We start from the raw sequence: 23,321 nt of genomic DNA, 5'->3' as shown, positions 1-23,321 counted from the left end.
CGCATGGCCCACGGTTTCAAGGAAAGCGACTTTCAGAACGGTGTCTTCATTCCCTACCTGACCGCACCGCAGCCGGGCGGCCTGGACTGGATACTCGGCAAGCCGGCCGACATCGACGCCACGCGCTGGATCGTGCCGGGCGACTTGCTCCACTTTCTCCGCCAGGGCTGCCCGCTCAATGCCGCCGCCTTCGCCAGAACGGTCAAGGGCTATGATTCCGACGCGGCCTTTCTGCAGGCCTTTCTGACCGAGGCGCTGCTGCCCAAGATCGCGGCCAAGGCGAATGCCGCTTTTGTCTTGCGCGAGAGTCTGACCTTTGCCGGACAGTCGTTCGTGTTGTGGAACGAAGCACCGCGCGCCGGCGCCGATTCAAGAGCGGCGGACCTGTTCAGGAAGAACTTCCTGCGTGTGATTCCCGAGGCGACTTTCGAGCGGCAGTTTCCCCACAGCAACAAGCGCATTCGCCGCCGGCCGGATCTGGTGTTCTTCGTCAATGGACTGTACCTCGCCTATTCGGAACTCAAAACCGCCCAGACCGGGCAGACCGCCGCCGGGCACGGCCGCAAGAAGATCGCGCACGATTGCGTCGAGGCGGGCATCGCCGTATTGCGCGAGGCGCGCGAACGCTACGCGGCGGAAGGCGGCCGCTGGCCAGGGTTTCGCCACCGCGATCTGAGCGAAAAGGTGCGCCGGGAGATTCGCCAGTCGATTTGCCTGTACGAAAAAGCCACCCACATCGGCACCATCGACATGGGCGCCATGATGGTGCTGCCGGATAGCGAATGGCTGTTGCCGGAGATCGACGACGCCATCGAGGCGGACGATACGCAGGCGCTGGTGGAGACGCTGCCGAGCAAGGTAGTGGATGCGTTCATGCGCACTGCGGAGATGCGCGAGAAGCCGGGCTCCGTAGCGCTGGCCGAGCATCTGGCGTCGTTTTTCGCGCCTGCCGACGGCGTGGACCGCGAGATTCATTTCTTCAACCAGAACATTCCCAGCCGGACCACCACCGCGACCGAGATTCTGCGCCCGCGCCCCGCACAGCGGGCCATGCTCTATCAGGCCATGCGCCGGGTGCATGAACTCTATGCCGAAGAAAGCAAGTCGAAGATCAACGAGGCGGACATTCGGGCGGCATTGGCCCTGTCCTTGCCCGGACTGGACCCGAAGAAGGCCGACGAGATCGTCCGCAAGACCCTGCTGCACCGCAATGGGCAGGAGTCGCATTCCATCCTGCTGCAAGGCGCTGCGGGGCTCGGCAAGACGAATGTCATTGTCTGGCTGGCGCAGGCGCTGGCCGACATGGCCGACCCGCGCAGCGCGGCGGCAGCACCCTTGTTCGATCTGTGCATTCTCTTGACCGACCGCACCGAACTGCGCCAGAACGTGGCCCAACAAGCGGCGCGCCTGCGGGCAACGCAGAACATCGTCGCCGAGGCAGAGACCTTCAGGGATTTGCGCGATGGCCTGCAAAGCGGCGTGCGGGTGGTGGTGGTCAACATCCAGAAATTCCCGTCCATCCGAAAGCTGGCCGAGGCCGAACCGACGCTGGCCAAGCTGCTGGCGACCAAGCGGGTGGCCTTCGTCATCGACGAGGTGCACCGCACCCAGAACGGCATCCTGCACGATGCGACCATCGAGATCTTCGACGAGTGGGGCACCATCCGGCCTGCGGGGGCCAAGCGCAATCTCATCGTCGGTCTGACCGCGACGCCGCGGGACGAAATCCTCGCCCGCTTCGGCGAGTGGCGATCTCCGGCGGCAGCCGGCGATGACATCCGCTGGGCACCGTATTTCGCCTACACGATGACCCAGGCGATTCGCGACCGGGTGATCCTGAACCCAATCCAGAACGTCCTCCGCTTCGCGGATCATCTGCAATACAAGATCACCGAATCGGTGCAGAAACTGCAGGGCGGCGACAAGCTGCGCGCGCCCAGTTCCGACGAGATTTACCAGAACCCGAATCGGCAGGCATTTGTCGCCAAGCAGGCCGCTCTCGTCTTCGTGGCCAAGACGATGATGACCATCCGCCCGCCGGGCCGTGCCCTCGGCGAGGGGAAAGCGATGTTCGCCGCGCATTCGATCAAGGCGGCGATCGCGTATCAAAAGCTGTTGCGATCCGAACTGAACACGCTGGCAAACGACCCGCGCTTCGTGGAGCATGCCGAGGCGATCAGACGCTGCCCGGTACTGTTGCTCTACACGGACAAGCAGGGCGAGCCGACTTGCGCGTCCCTCAACGGTGGCCGGAATCAGGACGCGATCATTGACGAGTTCCGCCGCAAGGGTGAAGGCGCAAAACAGGGCTTGAAGGTGTACAACGCGTTGATCGTGGTGGTGGACAAGCTGCTCACCGGCTTCGACGAGCCGACCTTGCACACGCTGTTCGTCGATCGAGGCATGGACGATGTGCTGCTGTTCCAGGCGGCTTGCCGGGTGAATCGCTGGCGCAAGTGGAAAAACGACTGCCTGCTGGTCGACTTTTCGCACGCGGGCGTCGTCTCGAAGAACCTGCCTAAGGTCTTCGCCAAGTATGGCGGCATTACGGTATCCGACCTCGATGCGATGAACCTGAAGGAGAAGATGGACAAGGCCTTCAAGCTGTTTTTCGACGACAAGGGAATCAACGCCCACTGGCGGAGCTGGAAGGCGGCACAAGCCGGAGGCAAGAACAAGGAAGGTGCGACGGGCCTCTCCGATTTTCTCGACGGGCTGACCAAGGATGACAAGCCACGCGCCATCAATCTGCGCCACGCGGGGTCGGCCTGGCTGGGCAGCCGGGAGCGATTGTGGGGCATCCTCGATTTCAAGAAGCCGGAGTTGGCCAGACACGCCGACGAAAGGCGTGCGGCCTTTGCCGAGCAGATAGTCAAGCATCTGGCGTCCAAGCTCCGTGACGAGGATGACCGGATCGGCGCAGTCTTCGATATCGATCTGGTGGAGGATGCCGTCGGCTGGGGGCTCGATGAATTGCCTGAGGCGCAGCAGAAGAAGAAAAAGCCCCAGAGTGAGACGGGACTGCCCCATTCCATTGGCGGGCTGATGGCTTCGCTGGACGCCATCGAACTGCTGGCAGCCCTGCAACTGACCGAGCAGCAAAAGCTCCTGCTGATCGAGAAATTGAAGAACTTCCTGAGCACGCTGTTTCAGGTGATCGATGGCGAGGGAAGGCGACGCAACAACGACATCCACCGCAAGATGGTGCTGGCGATGGCGAACGACGGCACGGATTTCCCCTGGGAAGATCGCTATGCCAAGTTCAAGGAACTGTTGGACGCCGGGGCGCTGAATCTGAAAATATTCGCGCACCCCGACCGCAAGGCGTTGCTGCCACCCTTGATGAAAAGGGCCGAATTGGTGATGGCGGATTATGAGGAATGGGTGGTTTCGGGCGGGACATCAATCACGCTGAATCCCGCAATCGGTGCCGATGTGGAAGCATCATTGTGAATTCTGGCGCCCTTTTCAGACAGTTGGGTTCTGAGGATATGGCGGCGATCATCGGCGCGGCTAAACGCTCGGTCTGCTACGCCGGTTCGGGAATTCAGGCTAAACCAGCGCAAGCGATGGCCGAAGATGGCCGAAGCGGCCGCCCGCCTTGGCGCGGAAATGCTGACCGTTTGCCTCGACTTCGACGAGCGCGCGATGCGCATGGGCTATGGCGATATCGGCGCGGTGAAACTGCTGCGTGATACCGGCATCAGCGTTCGGAGCACGCGAAGCGTGCGCACAGCGTTGGTGCGTCGAAAGGAGAAGGTAAGCATGCTCAAATGCGAAATCTGCGGCGGGCGTGAATTCCGCCAGGAAAAAGTCGACGACGTGTTCCGCGTCGGCAGCCGCCATGTCCTCGTCGAGCATATTCCCGCCACCGTCTGCGTCCAGTGCGGCGAACGAAGCTTCGATGCCGCCACCGCCGAAAGCCTTCGCAAGAAACTCAACGAAGGAGAACCACGCTCAGCTCGCAAGGTGGAGTTGGAGGTGTTCGCGTATTGACTCCCTACGACATGCGATAACCGTCAAGCGTGTCGTTTCTACGGAATACGCGACTTCCGATGATCTCGATGTTGAGTGGGTCTATTTGCTTGGCGACGTTTCTGGCCGGGGACCCGCAGAAAGTACAGATCGACCCGACGGCGATCGACCCCGAGCGGATTCGTTCGGTGGAGCACTCCAGGCTTGCCGGCCTGCAGGTCGCCGACGCGGTGGCGTCCGGGCTGCATTTCGCCGTCAAGGTCAACCGCTACGGTGAAACCGAAACCGGCTACTTGCCGCACTTGAAGAAGACGCTGTACCGCCACCACAAGAGTGTCCTCGGCTACGGCATCAAGCTCTGGCCGGAGGATTTCGCCACCCTGAAAACACAAGCCCTCGAGACACGGAGTCTCGAGGGCTTGCTTTGATTCGATGGCCCCAGGAACCGAGGACCCCACCCATTCGGGCTGCCACTTGCGGGAAGCGGCCTGTACCTTTCCTGCGCTTGCCGGAGACGAGTATCCCACAGGCTCAGGCGGCTTGACAAGGGGCGCCGCAGGTCAGCCAGACAGACGATGAGGACTTCAAACGAAGATCGCGCCGACCACGCCGCGCCCGGTGAAGCCGCTCAGCGACCTAGTCTGCGAGCCGAAGTGTTCAGCGAGCCCAAGAGGGGTTGGCAATTCTCTGTCGTCGGCAACATCCGCTTGCTCGCCGAACCGCTGCTGGGCTTGATCTCTTCCCGCGAATGCCCCGGCCATGTGCTGCTGGAAACGCTGGAGCGGGTGCCGGCCTGGGTGGCTGAAGGCCGGGTGCTCGTCAGCCGATTTCACTCGCCTCTGGAACAACAGGTGCTGCGCTCGCTGTTGCGCCGCGAAGGCCGCGCGGTGTGAAGGTGCTGGCGCGCGGCATGTCCTTCTACCGGCCTTCCCCCGACGAGTATGCCGCTCTCGCCGTTGCCCGCCTGTTGGTGCTCATCGCATTGGCTCCTGCGGTGCAGCGCAGCGCATCACTCGCGACAACGCGCTCGCGCGCAATCGCCTGGTTACACGGACACAGAAAAGGCCAGAACCCTTGCGGTTACCGGCCTTTCAGGACTTCTTCGGACTACCTTGGACTACTTGATGGTGCCCAGGAAGGGAATCGAACCCCCACACCTTGCGGCGGCAGGACCTAAACCTGCTGCGTCTACCAATTTCGCCACCTGGGCACGGCCAACCCTGACAAGGGGTGCATGCGCTGCACAGTGGGTCACTCGTTCGCCGGCAACTGCCGACTCGGCTGTTCAACGCATGAGACCGATATTCTAACCGCGACAACCTATACTGTCAGCTTCTCCGCGATTCACGCCAGGCTCTTCCCCGATGCCCGTCGACCACTACGAAAACTTCCCGGTTGCATCGCTGCTGCTGCCGCGACGCCTGCGTCGGCCGGTCGAGGCGATCTATCGTTTTGCGCGCGCTGCCGACGACATCGCCGACGAGGGCGATGCCAGCGACGCGGTACGCTTGCAGGGACTCGCCGGGTATCGGGACGAACTCGACGCCATCGAGCGCGGTGAACCTCCGGCCGGGCAGAACTTTGCGGAGTTGGCGATGATCCTCCGGGAGTGGCATCTGCCCGTGCAGTTGCTGCGCGACCTGCTCGACGCGTTTGCACAGGATGTCGTCAAGAAGCGCTATGCGGATTATCCGGAACTCCTCGACTACTGCCGACGTTCCGCCAATCCGGTGGGCCGGTTGCTGCTGCACTTGGTCGGGCAAGACAGCGAGGCCAACCTGCACCGTTCGGACTGCATCTGCTCTGCCCTGCAACTGGCCAATTTCTGGCAGGACATCGCCATCGACTGGCAGAAGCAGCGCATCTATCTGCCACTTGGCGACCTTGAGCGCTTCGGCGTTGCCGAATCGGACATCGCCGGTGGGCGCTGGAGCGAGGCTTGGGCAGCGCTGCTCGATTTCCAGGTCGAACGGACGCGCCGCCTGATGGGCGAGGGCGCATCGCTGGTCCGGCAACTGCCAGGCCGCATGGGCTGGGAGATACGGTTGACGGTACAGGGGGGGCTACGCATCCTGGAAAGAATCCAGCACGTCCGCGGCGACGTCTTCCGGCATCGCCCGGTGCTCGGCACACGCGATTGGTTGTGCATCGGCAGACGCGCGTTGGCCATGTAAGTCATGGGAGAATGGCGGCCCTGTGCCGATCCCGAGATTGCGAATGACCCCCGACGAATATTGCCAGCAGAAAGCCGCCCGCAGTGGCTCAAGCTTCTACTACAGCTTTCTCTTCCTGCCACCCAACCGGCGGCGGGCGATCACGGCGCTCTATGCTTTCTGCCGGGAAGTCGACGACGTCGTCGATGAATGCCAGGAGCCGCAGCTTGCAGCGACCAAGCTGGCCTGGTGGCGACAGGAGCTGGCCCGCCTCAGTGCCGGCCAGGCGCAGCATCCGGTGACCCAGGCACTGCAGGCAGCAAGCGCCGAGTTCCATTTGCCCGAAGAACAGTTGCAGGAAATCATCGATGGCATGGAAATGGACCTGCAACAGTCGCGCTACCTCGATTTCAAGGCGCTGTCGCTCTATTGTTATCGCGTCGCCGGCGTCGTCGGTCTGCTCGCTGCGGAAATTTTCGGCTACCAGGATCGCAGGACACAGAAGTATGCGCACGATCTCGGCATCGCTTTTCAGCTCACCAATATCATCCGCGACGTCGGTGAGGATGCACGCATGGGCCGAATCTACCTGCCGATCGAGGATCTGCAGCGTTTCGGGGTGACCGCCGCCGAGATCCTCAAGTCTCGTCATTCGGACAACTTCCGCCGCCTGATGGACTTCCAGATCGAGCGTGCCGAGCGTTATTACACCCAGGCAATCGACGAACTGCCGGCGACTGACCGCCGGGCACAGCGCCCAGGTCTGGTGATGGCAGCGATCTATCGCACCCTGCTTGACGAGATCAAACGCGATGGCTGTCAGGTCCTGACGCAGCGCACTTCGCTGACGCCGCTGCGCAAGCTGTGGATCGCCTGGTGGACCTGGGTGCGTGGATGAGAGTGGCGATCATCGGCGGCGGCTGGGCGGGCCTGTCCGCCGCCGTCGAGCTGGCGAAAGCCGGCGTCCGGGTGACGGTCTTCGAAGCGGCGAAGCAACTCGGGGGCCGTGCCCGCAGCGTCGAAGTGCAAGGGCAGCGGCTCGACAACGGACAGCACATCCTGGTCGGCGCCTATCGCGAAACGCTGCGCCTGATGCAGGAAGTCGGCGCCGACCCGGAGCGGCTGCTCAGGCGTCTGCCCCTTGAACTGAGCTTCCCGGCCGGCCAGCCGCTTCCCTTTCATCTGCGGCTGCCGCGCCTGCCCGCACCGTGGCATCTGGCGTTTGGATTGCTGGCGGCGCGCGGTGTCCGCCTGAGCGAAAAGATCAGAGCCGTTCGCTTCATGCGCTGGCTCAAGGTCGCGGCCTACCGGATCGGCGAAGACTGCACGGTGACGGCCCTGCTCGATCGCCATGACCAGCACGGCAGCCTGCGCCACCACCTCTGGGAGCCGCTTTGTCTGGCCGCGCTCAATACCGCGCCGGCACAGGCTTCGGCGCAAATTTTCGTCAATACCTTGCGCGACAGTCTCGGTAGTGGGCGTGCGGCAACCGATCTCTTGCTGCCGGCAGCCGACCTCGACCGGCTGTTCCCGGCCGCCGCGGCGAATTTCATTCGCGCGCGTGGCGGCGAAATCCATCTGTCGACCCGCGTCGAAGCGATTGACCCAGGGCCCGGCGTCCGGGGCGAGTCCTTCGACCATGCCGTCGTCGCGGTCGGCCCGCAGCACGCGGCGGCCTTGCTTGCCCGGCACGAGGCAACGATCGCCAGCGCGCAACTGCTTGCCGGGTATACCTTCGAGCCGATCGGCACCGTCTATGGGGGCTATCCGCCGCAGGTACGCCTGCCCTTGCCGATGCTCGGGCTGGATCATCGTGCTGGCGGTCAGGTCGGGCAGTGGGTTTTTGATCGCGGTGCGCTTTGCGGCACCGCCGGCGTCATGGCCTTCGTTCTCAGTGGCCATGGCGCCTGGGAAGCCCTCGACAATGCTGCGCTGACCGCCATTCTGCATCACCAGCTCGCCGTCACCCTCGATCGCCGGTTGCCGGCAATGCTCTGGTCCCAGGTGATCCGCGAACGGCGGGCAACCTTCTGCTGCCGCCCCCATTTGCGCCGGCTCAGCGCCAGAACCACACGCGCCGGCTGCTGGCTGGCGGGTGACTACGTCTGCGCCGAGTATCCGGCAACGCTTGAAGCGGCGATCCGCAGCGGTGTCGCGGCGGCCCGCGAAATCCTCCTCAGCGAATCTCTTCCAGTTGCCCGGCGTGCATCCGCAAGCGGCGGCAACAGCGCGCCGCAATTTCCTCGTCATGGGTGACGAGAATCAGCGTGGTGCCGCTTTCGGCATTGATCGCAAACATCAGCTCGATGACCTGATGACCGGTGGCGGCATCGAGATTGCCGGTCGGCTCGTCGGCGAGCACCAGCCGGGGCTTCGGTGCAAAGGCACGGGCCAGGGCTACCCGCTGCTGCTCGCCGCCGGAGAGATGTTTCGGATAATGCCGCAGGCGGTGCGCCAGCCCGACCCGCTGCAACCAGTGCTCGGCTTCGGCGCGGGCGTTGGCGGTGCCGGCAAGTTCGAGCGGCAGCATCACGTTTTCGATGGCGTTCAGCGACGGTAGCAACTGGAAGGTCTGAAAGACGAAACCCAGCAGGCGACCGCGCAGTACCGCCCGCGCATCTTCGTCGAGCCTGCCGAGATCCTCGCCCGCGAGCGCTACCGAGCCGCTGCTCGGCAGGTCGAGGCCGGCCAGCAGGCCCAGCAGGGTGGATTTTCCGGAACCGGAGGCACCAACGATCGCCACCGTCTCGCCGGGGGCGACGGCGAACGAAATCTCGTGCAGAATGGTCAACGGCTCGCCCCCGTTATCCACCCGTTTGGCGAGATGACTGACCTCAATGACCATCGATGCGTCCCGACCCATGTCCCGTATCCCAGACTGCCGCAGCCTGTTGCTCGCCGGACTCCTGCTGATCGCCCCGGCGGCACAGGCCGTACAAACCATCCTCGTCTTCGGCGATTCGCTGTCGGCGGGCTACGGCATCCGCCAGGACGCCGCCTGGCCCGTCTTGCTCGCCAAACGCCTGCAGCAAAAAAGACTCGATTATAGCGTCGTCAATGCCAGCATTTCGGGAGAAACCACCAGCGGCGGCCGCACTCGCATCGACGCAGCGCTGACCAGGTACTCGCCACAGGTGGTGATCATTGCCCTGGGTGCCAACGATGGCCTGCGTGGCCTGCCGGTCGAACAATTGCGCGACAATCTGACCGCCATCGTCAGCAGCGCCCAGAAGAAGAACGCACAGGTGCTGCTGGTCGGCCAGCGCATCCCGCCCAATTATGGCCCCTACGCCCGGCAATTTCATCTGGTTTTCGGTGAGGTGGCCAAAGCCCGCAAGACCGCGCTGGTCGACTTCCTGCTCGAGGGCGTGGCCACCGAACCCCATCTGTTCCAGTCCGACAACCTGCATCCGACCGCTGAAGCACAACCCCTGTTGTTGAACAACGTCTGGCGAGGCCTCGCCCCACTGTTAAAATAGCCGACCGTGAACCCATGACCTTCCTTGCATGAAATCTGACCTGGTCAGCCTCCAACGGCTTGGCGATCTTGCTGCCTTTGACGAGATCATCGACGTGCGCTCGCCTGCCGAGTTCGCCGAAGACCATATCCCCGGCTCGGTCAACTGCCCGGTTCTCGATGACCAGCAGCGTATCGAAGTCGGCACCCTGTACAAGCAGGTCTCCCCCTTCGCCGCCCGCAAGGTGGGCGCCGCGCATGTTTCCGAGAACATTGCCGGGCATCTGCGCAGCCGCTTCTCCGACCGTCCGAAGCACTGGCGACCCTTGGTCCTGTGCTGGCGTGGCGGCCAGCGCAGCGGCTCGATGACCTACGTCCTGCGGCGTGTCGGCTGGGATGCGCAGCAACTCGAAGGCGGCTACAAGACCTATCGTCGCCTGGTCATCGAGAATCTCTCGGAAGCCCCGCGGTCATTGCGGCTGAAGGTGATCTGTGGTGCCACCGGCAGCGGCAAGAGCCGCGTCCTGCAGGCCATCGGGCAACTCGGAGAACAGGTGCTCGACCTCGAAGAACTGGCCTGTCACAAGGGTTCGGTACTTGGCGTCCTGCCGGACTGCCCGCAGCCCTCGCAAAAAATGTTCGAATCCCGCCTGCTGACCGCGCTGCAAGACCTGTGCCCGGATCGGCCGGTGTATGTCGAGGCGGAGAGCCGCAAAATCGGTTCGCTCCAGCTCCCTTCCGCCCTGATCGAGCGCATGCGCGCCGGCGAGTGCGTGCACATCGAAGCGTCTTTCGACGCGCGTGTCGATTTCCTGTTGCGCGACTACGACTACTTTCTGGTTGCCCCGGATTCGCTGACTGCCCGACTGGAAGCCCTGCGGCATCTGCAGAGCACGGAAACGCTGCTGCGCTGGCGAGCGTACATCCACCAGGGAGGCTGGCGCCCTTTGGTCGGCGAACTGCTGGCATTGCACTATGACCCGCTCTACCAGCGCTCGCAGAAGCAGAATTACGCCGGATTCAGTGCGCCACTGAGGCTCGACACCGACGACCTGACGCCTGCCGGCATCGACGCCCTGGCTCGCCGGGTGTGCGGCAGATGATCATCGGGCCTCGGTTCAGGCCCGAACGGAGGGGATGCAGCGATCGACGACATTGAGCAGGGTGATGGCGTAGCAGGGTATCGGAGTCCCCGATCGCCTGCTCATCGGCTTTGACGACAACCAGTGATCACCCTGGCGCGTTGAACAACGGGTGATGCCCGCCGGGCCCAGCATCATCGACATGATCGCCAATGCGGCCTATCATTACGGTGCCGTACATATGAGTGCTTCATGCTGACCGTCCTCGACACCCTGCCCGAACGTTTTCTTGACACCCCCGCCCGCGAACTGCATCGCATCCTGCCCGGACCGACCCTGATCCATCTGTCCGGACGCCGCCCGACGCCGCTGTTCGTCTCGGTGCTGCTGCATGGCAACGAAGACAGCGGTGTCGTGGCGCTGCAGAGTGTTCTGCGCGCCTACGCCGGACGGCGGTTGCCACGGGCGCTGTCGATACTGATCGGCAACGTCACTGCCGCGCGTGCGGGAATGCGCCGGCTCGACCAGCAACCCGACTACAACCGCGTCTGGCCAGGGGCGATTGCCCACACGGATTCGCCAGAGCACGCGGCGATGAGCGAGGTGCATCGCTTGATGCAGGCGCGCGGCCTGTTCGCCAGCATCGATATTCACAACAACACCGGTCTCAATCCGCATTACTGCGTGGTCAATCAGATCGACCAGACGGTCCTGCACCTGGCCTTGCTGTTTTCTCGCACCGTCGTCTGCTTCCGTGGCCTTGCAGGGACACAGACGATGGCGTTTTCGCCACTTTGTCCGGCCCTGACCATCGAATGCGGCAAGCCCGGAATCGCCGCCAACGAGGCGCACGCTGCCCGTTTCGTCGAAGCCTGCCTGCATCTCGCGCAGTTTCCGTCACACGACGTGCACGAGCACGACATCGATCTCTACCATACGGTCGCGACGGTGCGGGTACCGATCACGGCATCGTTCGGCTTTGGCAAGGCGCTGGCCGATATTGATTTCGATCCCCAGCTCGACCACATGAACTTCCGGCAACTCGATCCCGGCACGGTCTTCGGGCGAACACGCCTGCCCTTGCCAGTCGAGGTTCGCGACGAGGGTGGCAGCGACGTGACGGCGAAATTCTTCGACTGCCGCGCGGGGATGATCCGCTTGCGGCGTGCGGCCATGCCGGCGATGCTGACGCTGGATGAGCGGGTCGTTCGCCAGGACTGTCTGTGCTACCTGATGGAACGACTGCCTTTTCCCCGCCGCGAACGCTCTGCCCGTGCGTTGTGCGCCAGTTCCTAGGACAGCCGGCAGTTGCTGGCTGATGTGCTCCTGGTCGAGCCGCGTAAGCGGTGAAGGACGGTGCTGTCAAACACCGACGACGCGGTTTTTACCCATTCGCTTGGCCATGTACATGGCTTGGTCAGCGCGCAGCATGGCGTCCTCGCCAGACTCGTCGGAACCCAGTTGCGCCACGCCGGCGCTGAAAGTGATCAGGACCCGCTCATTGTTGGCAAGGAAGAAATTCCTGGTCAGTTCCCGCTGCAAACGTTTGATCGTTTCGATTCCCTCTTCGAGTGGAGTATCGGGCATCAGGATCACGAATTCCTCCCCCCCGTAGCGCGCCAGGGTGTCGATCGACCGCATGTGCTGGCGAAGGACTTTCACCAGATGAACCAGGGCAGCATCGCCGGCAAGGTGGCCAAGGTGGTCATTGATCCGCTTGAAATTGTCCAGATCCATCAAGGACAGGCAGAGTGGCGAATTCTTGCGGCGAACGCTGGCGATCTCGCGTGCCAGAGCCTCGTCGAATCCTCTGCGGTTGAGTACGTCGGTGAGTGAATCGTGGCGAGCCGAAATGCTGGCGTGGTGAAGTTCTGCATGCAGCCTGCGCAGCTCGGCGTTGGTCGCGAGAACTCTGTCCTGCAAGTCATCGAGTTGCCTGCAGGCGTTGGCGGTGTCTTCGGTCATCCCGCGCGTGGCATCGATCACCTGTTTCAGAAGCGGCGCCAGGTCTTCTATCGTTCTGACCTCGGCTATCTGCCGTGAACTTTGCTCGAGGTCATTCTGGAAGTTGCTGCTGGATTGATTTAACATCCTCAGGTGGTCGATGAACGCGGTGAGCATCTGGCGCATGCTTTCCTGGGCTTCCAGGGAGCGCTCCTTGGCCTGTCGCTGTCGGGAGATGACCTCGTGCAGGCGGCGCTCGACGTCGTCCAGACGGCGCAAGGTGATTGGCGGATGTGTTGCCTGGATCAGGGAGTCGATCTGGCCCTGGATGAATTCCTGATCCAGTGTCAACTCGCTGATGTTTTCAATGATCAACTGCAGGAGCTTGAGCAGGGTCTGTCTGATTTCCCGCTGTTCTTCGGTGGCCAGCGAGACGCCCCGGCTGAAGCTGGCGAGCAGTGTCAGCAGCTCCTGCCCGTCTTCTGCCGGGCCTTTGAACGCTTGCAGCAGCTTGAGTCCCAAATCGGATAACCATTGATCGTCGCTACCGAGCGCCGGCAACAGGCTTTCAAGCCACTGGGTGATTCTCTCCAGCAAGGCGACCTGGTGTTCGGAGACCTGGCAGTCAGGCCCGGTCGCCGGCTCGGCGTTGGCGGTGCTGACTATTGTATGGGCACTGGCAAAGTCGTTCAGCGCGTCCTGAACGCCCCGCCAACTGCGCTTGCCGATGGCAGCTTCGAGTCGATCGAGATGTGGCTTCTGTTCCGGAATACTGACCGGAAGTGCTGACGCGATCTGCCGTAGTTGGGCTTCGGGGAAACCCGCGACATTGGGAAGTTTGGCCACCTCGTTGTAATACGTCTGGAAGTTGGCCGGCGTCGGTGATAGCTTGTTGGCCGTCAGTTGCTTCAGTGCTTCACGCGCAATTTCAAAGGGGTTCTTCTGCTCGATCATCGGGGAAGAAGTCACGGATAGGGAAGGCCATTGCGAAACGGCAAACAGTAGGGAGTAGGGGAAGTTCGAATGGGTCGCCGGCGACTCAGGTATCAGGCGCTACCCGCATGGAACATAGAGCATAGAATATAGCAACGACCACAAATTGAACATGGGAAGATTGCTGCTGGCACCGATGGAGGGGTTGGTCGACGACGTCATGCGCGACGTGCTGACGCGTGCCGGCACTTACGATCTGGCGGTCAGCGAGTTCATCCGCGTGTCCGGCAGCCTGTTGCCAATTCGGGCTTTCCGCCGCATCTGTCCCGAACTTTCGCAGGCCAGCCGCACCCAGGCGGGTACGCCGGTGGTCGTGCAACTGCTGGGTAGTGACCCGGCCTGTCTGGCCGAGAACGCGGCGCAACTGGCCGAGCTGTCACCGGCAGGAATCGATCTCAACTTCGGTTGCCCGGCGCCAACGGTCAACCGTCACGGCGGCGGCGCTTCCTTGCTCGCCGATCCCGAGCAGTTGTTCCGCATCGCTGCCGCAGTCAGGCGTGCGGTTCCGCAGGCCATCCCCTTCAGCGCCAAGATGCGGCTCGGGATCAGCGATACGGCGAGGACGCTGGATTGTGCACGGGCGCTGGCCGCGGGCGGCATCGTGTCGCTGGTGGTGCATGCTCGCACCAAAACCGAGGCTTATCGACCGCCGGCACACTGGGAATGGGTGGCGCGCATCAGCGAGGTCGTACAGCCGCCGGTGGTCGCCAACGGTGAGGTCTGGACAACCGACGACCATAGCCGCTGCTGTGCGGTGAGCGCCAGCCAGGATGTGATGATCGGGCGTGGTGCGGTCGCCGATCCCTTTCTCGCCGAGCGCATTCGTGCGCTGGCCGCCGGTGTGGCGATCGCGACCGATCGTTCGCACGACTGGTGCCGATTGCTGCCGTTGCTGGCCTCTTACTGGCAGCAGGTCTGTGCCAAGGTCTCGGCACGCCATGCGCCGGGTCGCCTCAAGCTCTGGCTGGGGGCGCTGCGGCGGAATTTCGTCGAAGCCGAAGCGCTGTTCATCGCGGTTCGATCGCTCTGCGGCGTTGCTGAAGTCACGTGCGAGCTGTTGCGACATGGCGTGCCGGTGCTGCCAGCGATCGATGATGGTCAAAGTCTCAGCGACGCACAAAACCCCCTTCTTTGCCTGCGCGAGAGGGAACGGGGGTGAGGGCAACGGTCATGACTTTCATGATCGGGGAGTGGCTGGAAAAGTCATGAGTCATGACCGTTAGGGCCACTCGATGTACGGCAACTCCCGCGTTCCTGCAAGCACCCAGACCGACATTCACCCGCATCTGTCGATGCTGGTTGATCGTCATGCCGGCAGCCCTTTTCTCAAACCGTATGCCGACTACAATCGCGCCGCATTCACGGCGAGCCTGGAACGTTACCGGCGCACGGCGGCGGGAAGGCCGTTGATCCTCGATTCGTGCTGCGGGGTAGGAGAGAGCAGCCGGATTCTCGCCAGGGCTTTTCCGGACCATTACGTGATCGGCGTGGACCAGTCGGCAGTGCGGTTGGCGCGCGGACAGCGCTGCTGGCAGGAGGGTTTCGGGTGGCCGGCCAACCTCGATCTGGTGCGTGCCGACGTCGTCGATTACTGGCGCTTGCTACACGCGGCGGATATTCGGCTCAATCGTCACTATCTTCTTTATCCCAATCCCTGGCCGAAGATCACCCAACTGCGCCGACGCTGGCATGGCCATCCGGTTTTTCCGGTGCTGCTCGGGCTTGGCGGGAGGCTTGAGTGCCGGAGCAACTGGCCGGTCTATCTGGCGGAATTCTGCCTTGCGGTGCAGCAGATGACACAACGCGCGGCGGTGTACGAGCCATATCTTCCGGAGCCACCGATGACGCCGTTCGAACGCAAATATTGGGCTTCTGGCCATCGCCTGTACCGTACCCGGATCGATCTGGTTGGAGACCGGCGTTTTCAGACTGCAGGCCAGGATCGGATCACTTGATCGCCACATTGTGGAGATGCACACAACCGTCGTAGAATAGAGGCCTTGGCGGGCGTCGTATAATGGCAATACCCTAGCTTCCCAAGCTAGAGCCGAGGGTTCGATTCCCTTCGCCCGCTCCACCGATTGCTTAATTAACTGAGCCATAACGGTTTCTATTGATTGAGCAGGCGGTACCCAGCAAGACTACTACAAGGTAGTCATCAGATGGCTGGGAACCCATACCTCTACCGCCGCTCCAGCGGAATCTACGTCTTGCGCATCGCGGTTCCGCTGCGACATCGCGCATCAGTAGGAAAAAGCCGAAATCCACGCCAGCACTCACCTGCGCGAGTGGAATGCTGCGAAACGGGCGGCTTTGAAAATCCAAATCGGTTGGCTGGAACGCTTCATGGAACTGGACAGCACCAAAACGAGTACAGCGAAAACACTGCTATCGGGTGAGGGTTGGGCCTCCGTCGAAGAATCCGCGCGGCTAAAGCCCGCGCGGTGTTGGCTCGGGAAGCCCGTATCGAAGCCGCTTGGGGGCGCTTGCCGGAACTGGCCGACCTCCAGAAGCGGCCAGACCAGAAACCCGAAGAGGCGCGTGCTTCGACGACTGACGCTGAAGCGACGGTCATGAAGAGGAGGAGGGCGGATTCCAGCCGGCGTACAACATCGAATTTAACAGTGACACGGCCAGTCAGGGGATGGTCGGCGTCGAGATCGTCACCACGAGCAGTGACTTGGGGCAGAGGGCACCGATGGGGGAGCAGGGGGGACCGTTGCGGACGGGCACCCGACGACTGGCGGGTGGATGGCGGATTTCCGGCGCACGACCACCAGATGGATTCGGTGGCCACCCAAACGCGCGTGATTGCTCCTGTGCCCCAGCCGAAAGCCAGGAAGACAAAGATAGACGAAGTGGCGGGAGACCCGGCGGCGGACGAGGTTTCGGTGAGCCCGGAAGGAACTGTCGATCCGCACCCGAGGAAGCCCGCAGACAGGACAGCCGTGGGAGATCTGTCCGAGTTTGTAGCAGATGATCTGTCCGGTTTATCTTGGTCTGAAGGAGGACGGAGATGAAGCGGACGGAATTGCTACAGGAGATCAGGAAGATGTGGTTTGAAGAAGCGTATGGAGGATGGGAAGCGGGTCGGCTGACGCAGGTGGAGGCGGCGAGTCTGCTGGGGGTATGCGAGCGGACATTCCGGAGGTATTTGTCGTGGTATGAAGAGGGCGGGATGGAGGGTTGAATGGGTTGCTGGGCAGCACTGGGATCTGATCGTGACGATGGACCACGCGAAACCAGCGATGGAAGAAGGCAGCGTGCGCCGGGACCACACGCTGGCGATCTTGCACGGCCCACGCAAGTTGGCCGACTATGACTAGGCTGGCCACATCGGGCCTCTGAATCTGAAGGTGGCTGCGTAGGTCCACCGCGGCCGCACGGGGCGGGGCAATCGGTTCCAGGCTACGCACTCCACCGCTTTCCCCACCCCGGTCAAAGCGGACAATTCATTTGCTACAAAACCGGACAGATCTATTTGTTGCCAACACACAGGATTGAAAAAGCTTGAGAACTGCCTTGCGCAGCCGCCACTTTCTTGATCAGCGCCTTGTCGAAGATCGACGAATCGGGCTTCGCTGCCAGTACGGGGAAAGCACACCTTACTCGCGAGTACTACGATGGTCGTCATCGCAACAAAGCGTCTGCTGCCGATAACCCGCTGCAGCAATCCGCGCAAGTATGGACATCTCTTTCCTTCCGTGGGGTTGGCGATGGGTTTCGCTTACTATCCCCGTTTTAACGGGAGCCACGTTTTTCAACAGTCATCATCAAGCGTACTGATCGACCGACTTGGCTGAACCATCCGGTAGCTTGTCCAGAATCGCCTGCCAGCGAATGACGACTTCAGGGAAGATGACCGGCGACCGTTCTCCGGTCATTTCGACAATTTCCGGGCCGCCATAGCGGCCGTCCTTCAGCCCGTAGAGGGTAATGAGGCGGTCGACCGGGTGAACGAGCCAGTATTCGCGGACGCCGGCGCGTTCGTAAAGGGCGCGCTTGGTCAGGTGGTCGTGGCGGGCGGTGGCCGGGGAGAGGACCTCAATGATCCAGTCCGGGGCGCCGCGGATGTTGTTTTCGGTGACCTTGGCCGGGTCGCAGATCACCAGAATATCGGGCTGGACGACGGTCGTCGCCTGATCATCCGCCTCGTTCGCTGCTGGCAACAGGACGTCGACCGGAGCGATCAGGGTGCGGCAGGGGGTGCCATCGAGCGCATCGTCGATTTGTCTGGCGATGCTGAGTACCAGAGACTGATGAGTTATCGTCGGCGCCGGTGCCATCGCGTAGGCCACGCCGTCGACCAGTTCCCAGCGCTCGTCATCGGGCCATTGCCGGTAGTCGGCATAGGTGAAGCGGTGTCCCGTGGCTTTCGGCAAGGCCATGATATCGACTCCGGCAGAGCAGGCCTTGGCATTGTGCCTTGAGGTTTGCCCGCAACGCAAGGGCGAGGTCAAGGGCAATGGCCCTGCCTCGAGCTTGTATCGGTAGAAAACATGGGCGTAGAGCCTGGACGCTGCAACCTGCCGAGTTGTCAACTGCGTGCGCTCAAACACAGGGCCTATCGGGCTTTCGGGCCATTGTGCGCTCTTCAGAACTCCAGAGCCCGACATGTTCATGCCCTTGCGCCAGATTGGTGCCGTTGGGATTTTTCCCTACTCGATTACTGGCTAATGCCTATGTCAACACAGGATTGAAGAACAGTTCGACCTGTTGAAAAACGTCCTTTGAAAACAGTCTGCCGAGAGGACCTGACGAACACAAGCGCCTTGCTCAAGGGCAAAATGGGGCCTTCAGCGCTGACTGCTACTACCCGAGCATTACGACCAACAGCCAACCCGGAGTGAATCAACCATGCGCTTCCTATCGTCGCTTTGCTTCGGCCACCTCTGTCAAGCCTGAAACATTTGCCGAAGTGGCGTTGGATCGCCTATCCTTGGATTGTCCGAGCTAGCAGCCTGTCGGACTTTCGGCTTGCTCGCCACCGGATATGCTATAATCATGCCTGTTGAAGCAACCGAGGTCCGGCATGTCCCACTTCATTGTCACCGACCGTAAGACCGACTACCGACTACCGACTACCGACTACCGACTACCGACTACCGACTACCGACTACCTGCTACCGCCGTCACTGGATGATTGGCTGAACCCGGATCATTTGGCGCGCTTTATCGTGGAGGTGGTCGACCAGCTGGACCTGTCGAAGCTGACGCGACAGTACGCTGGACGTGGATCGAAGGCGTCCCATCCGGCGACCCTGCTGGCAATTCTGGTCTATGGCTACGCGACGGGTATTTTCTCCAGCCGCAGGCTGGAGCGGGCAACCTACGATTCGGTGGCCTTCCGCTACATTGCCGCCGGAAGCCATCCCGATCACGACAGCCTGGCGACGTTCCGCCGGCGTTTTCTGGACGAGCTGAGCGACCTGTTTGGGCAGGTCCTGGCGATGGCCCAGGAAATGAAGCTGCTCAAGCTGGGTAACGTCTGTCTTGACGGCACGAAGATCGAAGCCAACGCCTCCAGGCACAGCGCGCTCTCCCACGGACCCATCGAAAAGCGGGAAGCCCAGCTCAAGGCGGAGGTGCAGGAACGCTTCAGCTTGGCGGAACAGGCGGATCAAGCCGACGTTCCGGACGGCGTCAGTCTGCCCGAAGAAATCAGGCGCCGCGAAGACCGGCTGGCGGCGATGGCCGTGGCCAAGGCGAAGATTGCTGCCCGGGCCGAGGAGCGCTATCAACGAGAGAAAGCCGAGTACGACGAGAAGATCGCCCGGCGCGCGGCCAAGGAAGAAGCGACCGGCAAGAAGTTGGGCGGCAAGCCGCCGAAAGCCCCCGAGCCCGGCGCACGGGACAGTGACCAGATCAATCTGACCGACGAAGAGTCGCGCATCATGCCGGTGGCCGGTGGCGGCTTCGAACAAGCGTACAACGCCCAGGCCGGGTTGATGCGGCGACGATGCGGGTTGTCGCGGTCGGCGTGACGCAAGCCACCAATGACCAAGAGCCGGTCGAGCCGATGCTAGCGACGCTCAAGGTACAAGCCGAGGGGCTGGGCCCCGTGGAAAGTCTGATCGCCGACGCTGGCTTCTGCAGCGAGAAGAACATCACGGCGTGCGAGGCGGCCGGCATCGATCCGGTGATCGCGGTGGCTCGCGACGAGCACCCTCCTGACTGGCGAAAGCGGCACAGCGAACCGGCGCCGCTGCCGGCGAATGCGACACCCATGCAGGCCCTGTCGCATCGCTTGAAGACCAAAGCGGGACGAGCCCTCTATGCCTTGCGCAAGCAGACCGTCGAGCCGGTCTTCGGCATCATCCAATCGGTCATGGGCTTTCGCCAGTTCTCGCTGCGCGGTTTGAAGAAGGTCACCGGGGAGTGGACGCTGGTCTGCCTGGCGTGGAACTTGAAGCGCATGGCCAAATTGCGTCCACAGTAGGGAAAAACGAGGGGGAAACCGTCGAAAAGGCCGCAAAGTCGATAAAATCCGGCCCGATCATTCCGCATTGTGAAATTTGGCGGTTTTCCAAACCTCAAGTCCGACAGGCCGCCAGGCGGCGCGCTGAGAGATGCAGTCCATCGAGGACCCGTGCCAGTTCGGGAAAGCTCGGACGTTCGGCAGACGGAAACGCCCTTGCGCAAGCCGCTTGTAGGCCAGCCAGAAGCTATGACGATCCCACCACAGGAGCTTGACCTTGTCACAGCCCCGGTTGAAGAAAACGAAGAGACTGCCCAACAACGGCGAGACCTGCAGGCTGTCCTGAGCCTTGGTCGCCAGGCCATCAATCGACTTTCTCATGTCGATCGCTTCCTTCACCACATAGACCGCCACCCCGGGCCCGATCAGCATCGCGCTTCCAGGACATCCAGCGTCGCCTGCGGCAACCCGGTGTCGAAGCCTGGGGGTCGGGTATCATCGCGGCGAGGGTGGTGTCGCTGGGCGATGACCAGAGGACGAAGGGGGCAGCTTTCTCGATGAGTGCGTTGTGCTTGCGGGTGACGATCAGCTACGTGCCCAGGCTCAACTGGTCGCTGCTGCGCGCCGGTGTGCCGCTGGTCTGGCGGCTCTCGGTCGAAAACCGGGGCACGCAGTCGGCGGCGGGCTGCGCCTTGCGGCTCGCGGTGGCGGATTTCCTCGATTCGGGGCCGATCGCGCTGCGTGAACTGGCGCCGGGCGAGACGCAGTTGTTCGACGGCGAGCGCTTGCCGTGGGTTCGCCGCGACTTCGCGCGCGCAGCGCGTCTGGCGAACGAGCAGGAAACCTACCTGCGGCTGTCGCTGAGCGAGCACCCCGGTGAGCTGGCGGCGATCGGCAGCGGCACAGCGCTCTGTCCGCTGACCCTGCTGCGCCCCGACGAGTGGTGCCCCGGGCTTTGCTACGACGGTGCGCGCGCGGCTTTCGTGCTCGATTCGGCGGTCGAACTGGCGCAGGCGACGATCGACTTCCCGGCCGGTGGAACAGCGCTGACGAGCACGACGGAAAGCGCCTGGAACGGCCAGCCGCCGCTGCCAGCGGCGGTGGCGGCGCTGCTCTTCGTCGAGCATCCGCAGGTCGAGCTGATCAAGGGCGAAGCGATGCGCAGTCTCGGCGACCTGCTCGGCGACCCGCGCGCGTCGCTCGACGACGCGGTGCGCGGGACGGCGGACGAGCGACGCGCCGTCGTGCAGTCGCTGTTCATGGCGCTGCACCGTGTGTATCCGAAAGCGCTGCACGATGTCGAGCGGCTGAGCCTCGAGCGGCGCAGCCAGCGCATTCGCCTGCCGGACGCGATGGGCCGCGGCGCGACCTGCGTCGATTTCTCGCTGCTGCTGTGCAGCGCGCTGGCCGCTTGCCGGCTCGACGACGGCGACCCGGATACGGCGCTGCTGCTGACCGACGCCGCCTCGCTGTTGTGGCAGGTGGACGCGGAAAAGTTGCTGCTGGTTGACGTGACCGAGTTCGCGCGTGGCAGGGGCTTCCGGGCGGCATGCCGGCGCGGCAGAGAGCAGATCGCTGCGCACGCGGCACTGTGTTATGCGGTCGATCTCGGCGTCGCGGCCGATCCGGGTCGTTGCGCGATCAAGCCGCTGCCCTGGCCGGCGCCGGCGGCCGAGCCCGCGCCCGCTCCCGTGCCGGCGGCAGTGCCGCCATGGGCGGTGGCAGCAATCACGCCGGCAGCGACGCCGCCCGCGAGTGGGTGGGATCGCCTGAAGACGCGGCTGTTCGACGGTCATTACACGCGACGCTACCGGCGCAGCGTCGAAGCCGAGTACGCAAAGTTCACTTTTCTCGGCGTCAAGCATCTGGCGCTCGAAAAGATCTACGTCGGCCTGCAGGTCGGCAATTATGCGCCGCGCGACCTGCTGCCCGACGGCGCGGCGGCGCGTGCGGACGATCTATCGGGCTTCGTGCCGCCGGCGGGGACGCCGGTCGACGTGCCGACCGCGCTGTCGATGTCGCCATCGCTGCTGGTCCTCGGCGACCCCGGCTCGGGGAAGACGACGCTGCTGCGTTGTCTGGCGCTGAAACTCGCCCGCCGCGACCCCTTGCTCGCGGAATTCGCACGCGCGCGCATCCCGCGCCGCGGCGCGCTACTCCTCGAACGAATCTGCCGCAGCTTGTCCGGCGCCAATGTCTTGTTGGCGGGCCTTGTCAGCAGTGCGGCGGCGCTGCTCGCCTGGATCGTTGAAGCGTTTCGTTCGCCGACGCCAGGGCTTGCTGGGCTCGCCTGGGTCTTGCTTTTCGGCGGCCTGTTCTTCCTTTTCATTCGTCTATCGCGACGCGCCACCGCGTTGGCGTCGCTTGCTGCGGCGAGCGTCGTGCTCTGGGCCGGGGTACTGCAACCCGACCTGGTGGGTCGCTGGCCGGTCGCGGTGGCCGCCGTCGCGATCGCCATCCTGCTGTTTCCCTACTGGGTACGGCCGCCGTTGGCCGTTCTGCGCGCCTGGCTGCAGCGCGCGACGCGCTACCCGCTGCCGGTGTACCTGACCTTGAACAATGCCACCGGCGACGGCCGGCCGTTGACGGCGCATCTCGCCGAGACGCTGGCGGCGGCCGGCGTTCCGGCGGCGCAGCGCTTTCTGGCGCGCAAGCTCGCGCGTGGCGAGTGCGTGCTGCTGCTCGACGCGCTCGACGAGGTGGTCGAGCCGGGTGCGTATCGCCGCGTGCTCGACGAAATCGCTCGCCTGAAGAAAGCCTACGGTACGCGCAACGGGATCGTCGTCAGTTCGCGCATTGCCGGCTACCGGCATACCCTCGACGGCTACCTGCCGCTCGAAGTGCAGCCATTCGACTCCGGGCATGTGCAGCACTTCGTCGACGCGTGGTTCACCGCCGGCGATTCGGCGGCTGCGGCGCCGACCAGCGGCGGATCGGCCGGCCTGTTGCAGGCGCTGGAACGGAACCCGCGCCTGGCCGCGCTGGCCGCCAACCCGCTGCTGGTCTCGCTGATCAGCCTGCTCTACGAAAAGGACTGACGGCTGCCCGAGCAGCGCGTCGAGCTGTAAGCGCTCAGCAAAAAGTCATCCGATAATCAGAGCCGAAGCCGGCCAAAATTTTGTCGACGTCGGCCTCAAGCGTCGCGGCGCTCCGGGCTTTGAAGGCCATCCATTCGTACTTCATCTGGTGCCAGAGCTTCTCAACGCGGTTCAGTTCCGGGCTATAAGGGGGCAGAAAGTGAAGCGTGAGTCCCTTCTGCTTCAGGAGGGCCAGCAGGGGCTGGATGGCCTTGGCCTTGT

19 protein-coding genes, 2 tRNA genes and 1 pseudogene are annotated in these 23,321 nt (G+C 63.1%); 16 read left to right on the top strand and 6 right to left on the bottom strand.

All coding sequences use genetic code 11. The features are described 5' to 3' along the window. The first annotated feature begins 3 nt into the window (after window positions 1-3). From V5B39_RS09290 to V5B39_RS09275, 4 genes are all read left to right on the top strand, one after another. Entirely contained in the window at window positions 4-3,453 is a 3,450-nt protein-coding gene (locus V5B39_RS09290; RefSeq protein WP_332342614.1) for a type I restriction enzyme subunit R domain-containing protein, read from the top strand. Between the two features lie 126 nt (window positions 3,454-3,579). Beyond that, a complete protein-coding gene (locus V5B39_RS09285; protein WP_332342613.1) occupies window positions 3,580-3,996 on the top strand; it encodes a YgiT-type zinc finger protein in 417 nt (138 codons plus the stop codon). 89 nt (window positions 3,997-4,085) lie between these two features. Continuing rightward, window positions 4,086-4,403, top strand: a complete 318-nt coding sequence (locus tag V5B39_RS09280; RefSeq protein ID WP_332342612.1) for a hypothetical protein — start codon at window positions 4,086-4,088, stop codon at window positions 4,401-4,403. A 225-nt stretch (window positions 4,404-4,628) separates the two neighbouring features. Further along, a complete protein-coding gene (locus V5B39_RS09275; protein WP_332342611.1) occupies window positions 4,629-4,868 on the top strand; it encodes a hypothetical protein in 240 nt (79 codons plus the stop codon). A gap of 232 nt (window positions 4,869-5,100) precedes the next feature. On the opposite strand, the gene V5B39_RS09270 is transcribed toward V5B39_RS09275, so the two are convergent. Then, a tRNA-Leu gene (locus V5B39_RS09270) sits at window positions 5,101-5,185 on the bottom strand. Window positions 5,186-5,339: 154 nt separating this feature from the next. Between V5B39_RS09270 and hpnC the strand changes: the two genes are divergently transcribed. From hpnC to hpnE, 3 genes are read left to right on the top strand one after another with little or no spacing between them, the layout of a single operon-like run. After that, window positions 5,340-6,149, top strand: coding sequence for a squalene synthase HpnC (hpnC, locus tag V5B39_RS09265; RefSeq protein WP_332342610.1), 810 nt, complete (start codon window positions 5,340-5,342; stop codon window positions 6,147-6,149). 43 nt (window positions 6,150-6,192) lie between these two features. After that, window positions 6,193-7,026, top strand: coding sequence for a presqualene diphosphate synthase HpnD (gene hpnD, locus V5B39_RS09260; RefSeq protein WP_332342609.1), 834 nt, complete (start codon window positions 6,193-6,195; stop codon window positions 7,024-7,026). Beyond that, window positions 7,023-8,384, top strand: a complete 1,362-nt coding sequence (hpnE, locus tag V5B39_RS09255) for a hydroxysqualene dehydroxylase HpnE (protein ID WP_332342608.1) — start codon at window positions 7,023-7,025, stop codon at window positions 8,382-8,384. Before hpnD ends, hpnE begins: the two co-directional genes overlap by 4 nt. Here hpnE and V5B39_RS09250 read toward each other — a convergent pair. After that, window positions 8,305-8,991 (bottom strand): ABC transporter ATP-binding protein, encoded by a 687-nt coding sequence (locus V5B39_RS09250; RefSeq protein ID WP_332342607.1) that lies wholly within the window; start codon window positions 8,989-8,991, stop codon window positions 8,305-8,307. The two genes, hpnE and V5B39_RS09250, sit on opposite strands and share 80 nt — an antisense overlap. Here V5B39_RS09250 and V5B39_RS09245 point away from each other — a divergent pair. The 3 genes from V5B39_RS09245 to V5B39_RS09235 all read left to right on the top strand — a co-directional run bounded on the left by V5B39_RS09245 (window position 8,990) and on the right by V5B39_RS09235 (window position 11,963). Beyond that, window positions 8,990-9,607 (top strand): arylesterase, encoded by a 618-nt coding sequence (locus V5B39_RS09245; protein WP_332342606.1) that lies wholly within the window; start codon window positions 8,990-8,992, stop codon window positions 9,605-9,607. The genes V5B39_RS09250 and V5B39_RS09245 overlap by 2 nt on opposite strands. A 28-nt stretch (window positions 9,608-9,635) precedes the next feature. Continuing rightward, window positions 9,636-10,688: a tRNA 2-selenouridine(34) synthase MnmH gene (mnmH, locus tag V5B39_RS09240; protein WP_332342605.1), complete on the top strand. Its 1,053-nt coding sequence runs from the start codon at window positions 9,636-9,638 to the stop codon at window positions 10,686-10,688. A gap of 231 nt (window positions 10,689-10,919) precedes the next feature. Then, window positions 10,920-11,963, top strand: a complete 1,044-nt coding sequence (locus V5B39_RS09235) for a M14 family metallopeptidase (protein ID WP_332342604.1) — start codon at window positions 10,920-10,922, stop codon at window positions 11,961-11,963. Between the two features lie 66 nt (window positions 11,964-12,029). Here V5B39_RS09235 and V5B39_RS09230 read toward each other — a convergent pair whose 3' ends face one another. After that, a complete protein-coding gene (locus V5B39_RS09230; protein ID WP_332342603.1) occupies window positions 12,030-13,565 on the bottom strand; it encodes a sensor domain-containing diguanylate cyclase in 1,536 nt (511 codons plus the stop codon). A gap of 151 nt (window positions 13,566-13,716) precedes the next feature. On the opposite strand from V5B39_RS09230, the gene V5B39_RS09225 reads away from it, so the two are divergent. The 4 genes from V5B39_RS09225 to V5B39_RS09210 all read left to right on the top strand — a co-directional run bounded on the left by V5B39_RS09225 (window position 13,717) and on the right by V5B39_RS09210 (window position 16,794). After that, entirely contained in the window at window positions 13,717-14,763 is a 1,047-nt protein-coding gene (locus V5B39_RS09225; protein ID WP_332342640.1) for a tRNA dihydrouridine synthase, read from the top strand. Window positions 14,764-14,836: 73 nt separating this feature from the next. Further along, window positions 14,837-15,559, top strand: coding sequence for a tRNA (guanine(46)-N(7))-methyltransferase TrmB (gene trmB, locus V5B39_RS09220; protein ID WP_332342602.1), 723 nt, complete (start codon window positions 14,837-14,839; stop codon window positions 15,557-15,559). 48 nt (window positions 15,560-15,607) lie between these two features. Beyond that, window positions 15,608-15,681: transfer RNA gene (locus tag V5B39_RS09215), tRNA-Gly, on the top strand. 939 nt (window positions 15,682-16,620) lie between these two features. Beyond that, window positions 16,621-16,794 carry a helix-turn-helix domain-containing protein gene (locus V5B39_RS09210; protein WP_332342601.1) on the top strand — a complete coding sequence of 58 codons (174 nt, stop codon included), beginning with the start codon at window positions 16,621-16,623 and terminating at the stop codon, window positions 16,792-16,794. A 583-nt stretch (window positions 16,795-17,377) separates the two neighbouring features. Here the strand turns inward: V5B39_RS09210 and V5B39_RS09205 are convergent. Then, window positions 17,378-17,992 (bottom strand): Uma2 family endonuclease, encoded by a 615-nt coding sequence (locus V5B39_RS09205; RefSeq protein WP_332342600.1) that lies wholly within the window; start codon window positions 17,990-17,992, stop codon window positions 17,378-17,380. A gap of 644 nt (window positions 17,993-18,636) precedes the next feature. Between V5B39_RS09205 and V5B39_RS09200 the strand changes: the two are divergent. Continuing rightward, window positions 18,637-20,043, top strand: a pseudogene (locus V5B39_RS09200) (IS1182 family transposase). 57 nt (window positions 20,044-20,100) lie between these two features. On the opposite strand, the gene tnpB reads toward V5B39_RS09200, so the two are convergent. Further along, window positions 20,101-20,454, bottom strand: coding sequence for an IS66 family insertion sequence element accessory protein TnpB (gene tnpB / locus V5B39_RS09195; protein ID WP_332342599.1), 354 nt, complete (start codon window positions 20,452-20,454; stop codon window positions 20,101-20,103). Between the two features lie 125 nt (window positions 20,455-20,579). Here tnpB and V5B39_RS09190 point away from each other — a divergent pair, with 125 nt between their 5' ends. Then, window positions 20,580-23,060: a hypothetical protein gene (locus V5B39_RS09190; RefSeq protein WP_332342598.1), complete on the top strand. Its 2,481-nt coding sequence runs from the start codon at window positions 20,580-20,582 to the stop codon at window positions 23,058-23,060. A 34-nt stretch (window positions 23,061-23,094) separates the two neighbouring features. Here the strand turns inward: V5B39_RS09190 and V5B39_RS09185 are convergent. Next, window positions 23,095-23,321: transposase (locus tag V5B39_RS09185; protein ID WP_332342597.1), on the bottom strand; the 227-nt coding region annotated here is incomplete at its 5' end.

Origin of the sequence: Accumulibacter sp. (genome assembly GCF_036625275.1) — a bacterium.
Taxonomy (GTDB): Bacteria; Pseudomonadota; Gammaproteobacteria; order Burkholderiales; family Rhodocyclaceae; genus Accumulibacter.
This window is presented reverse-complemented; position numbering and strand designations above follow the sequence as displayed.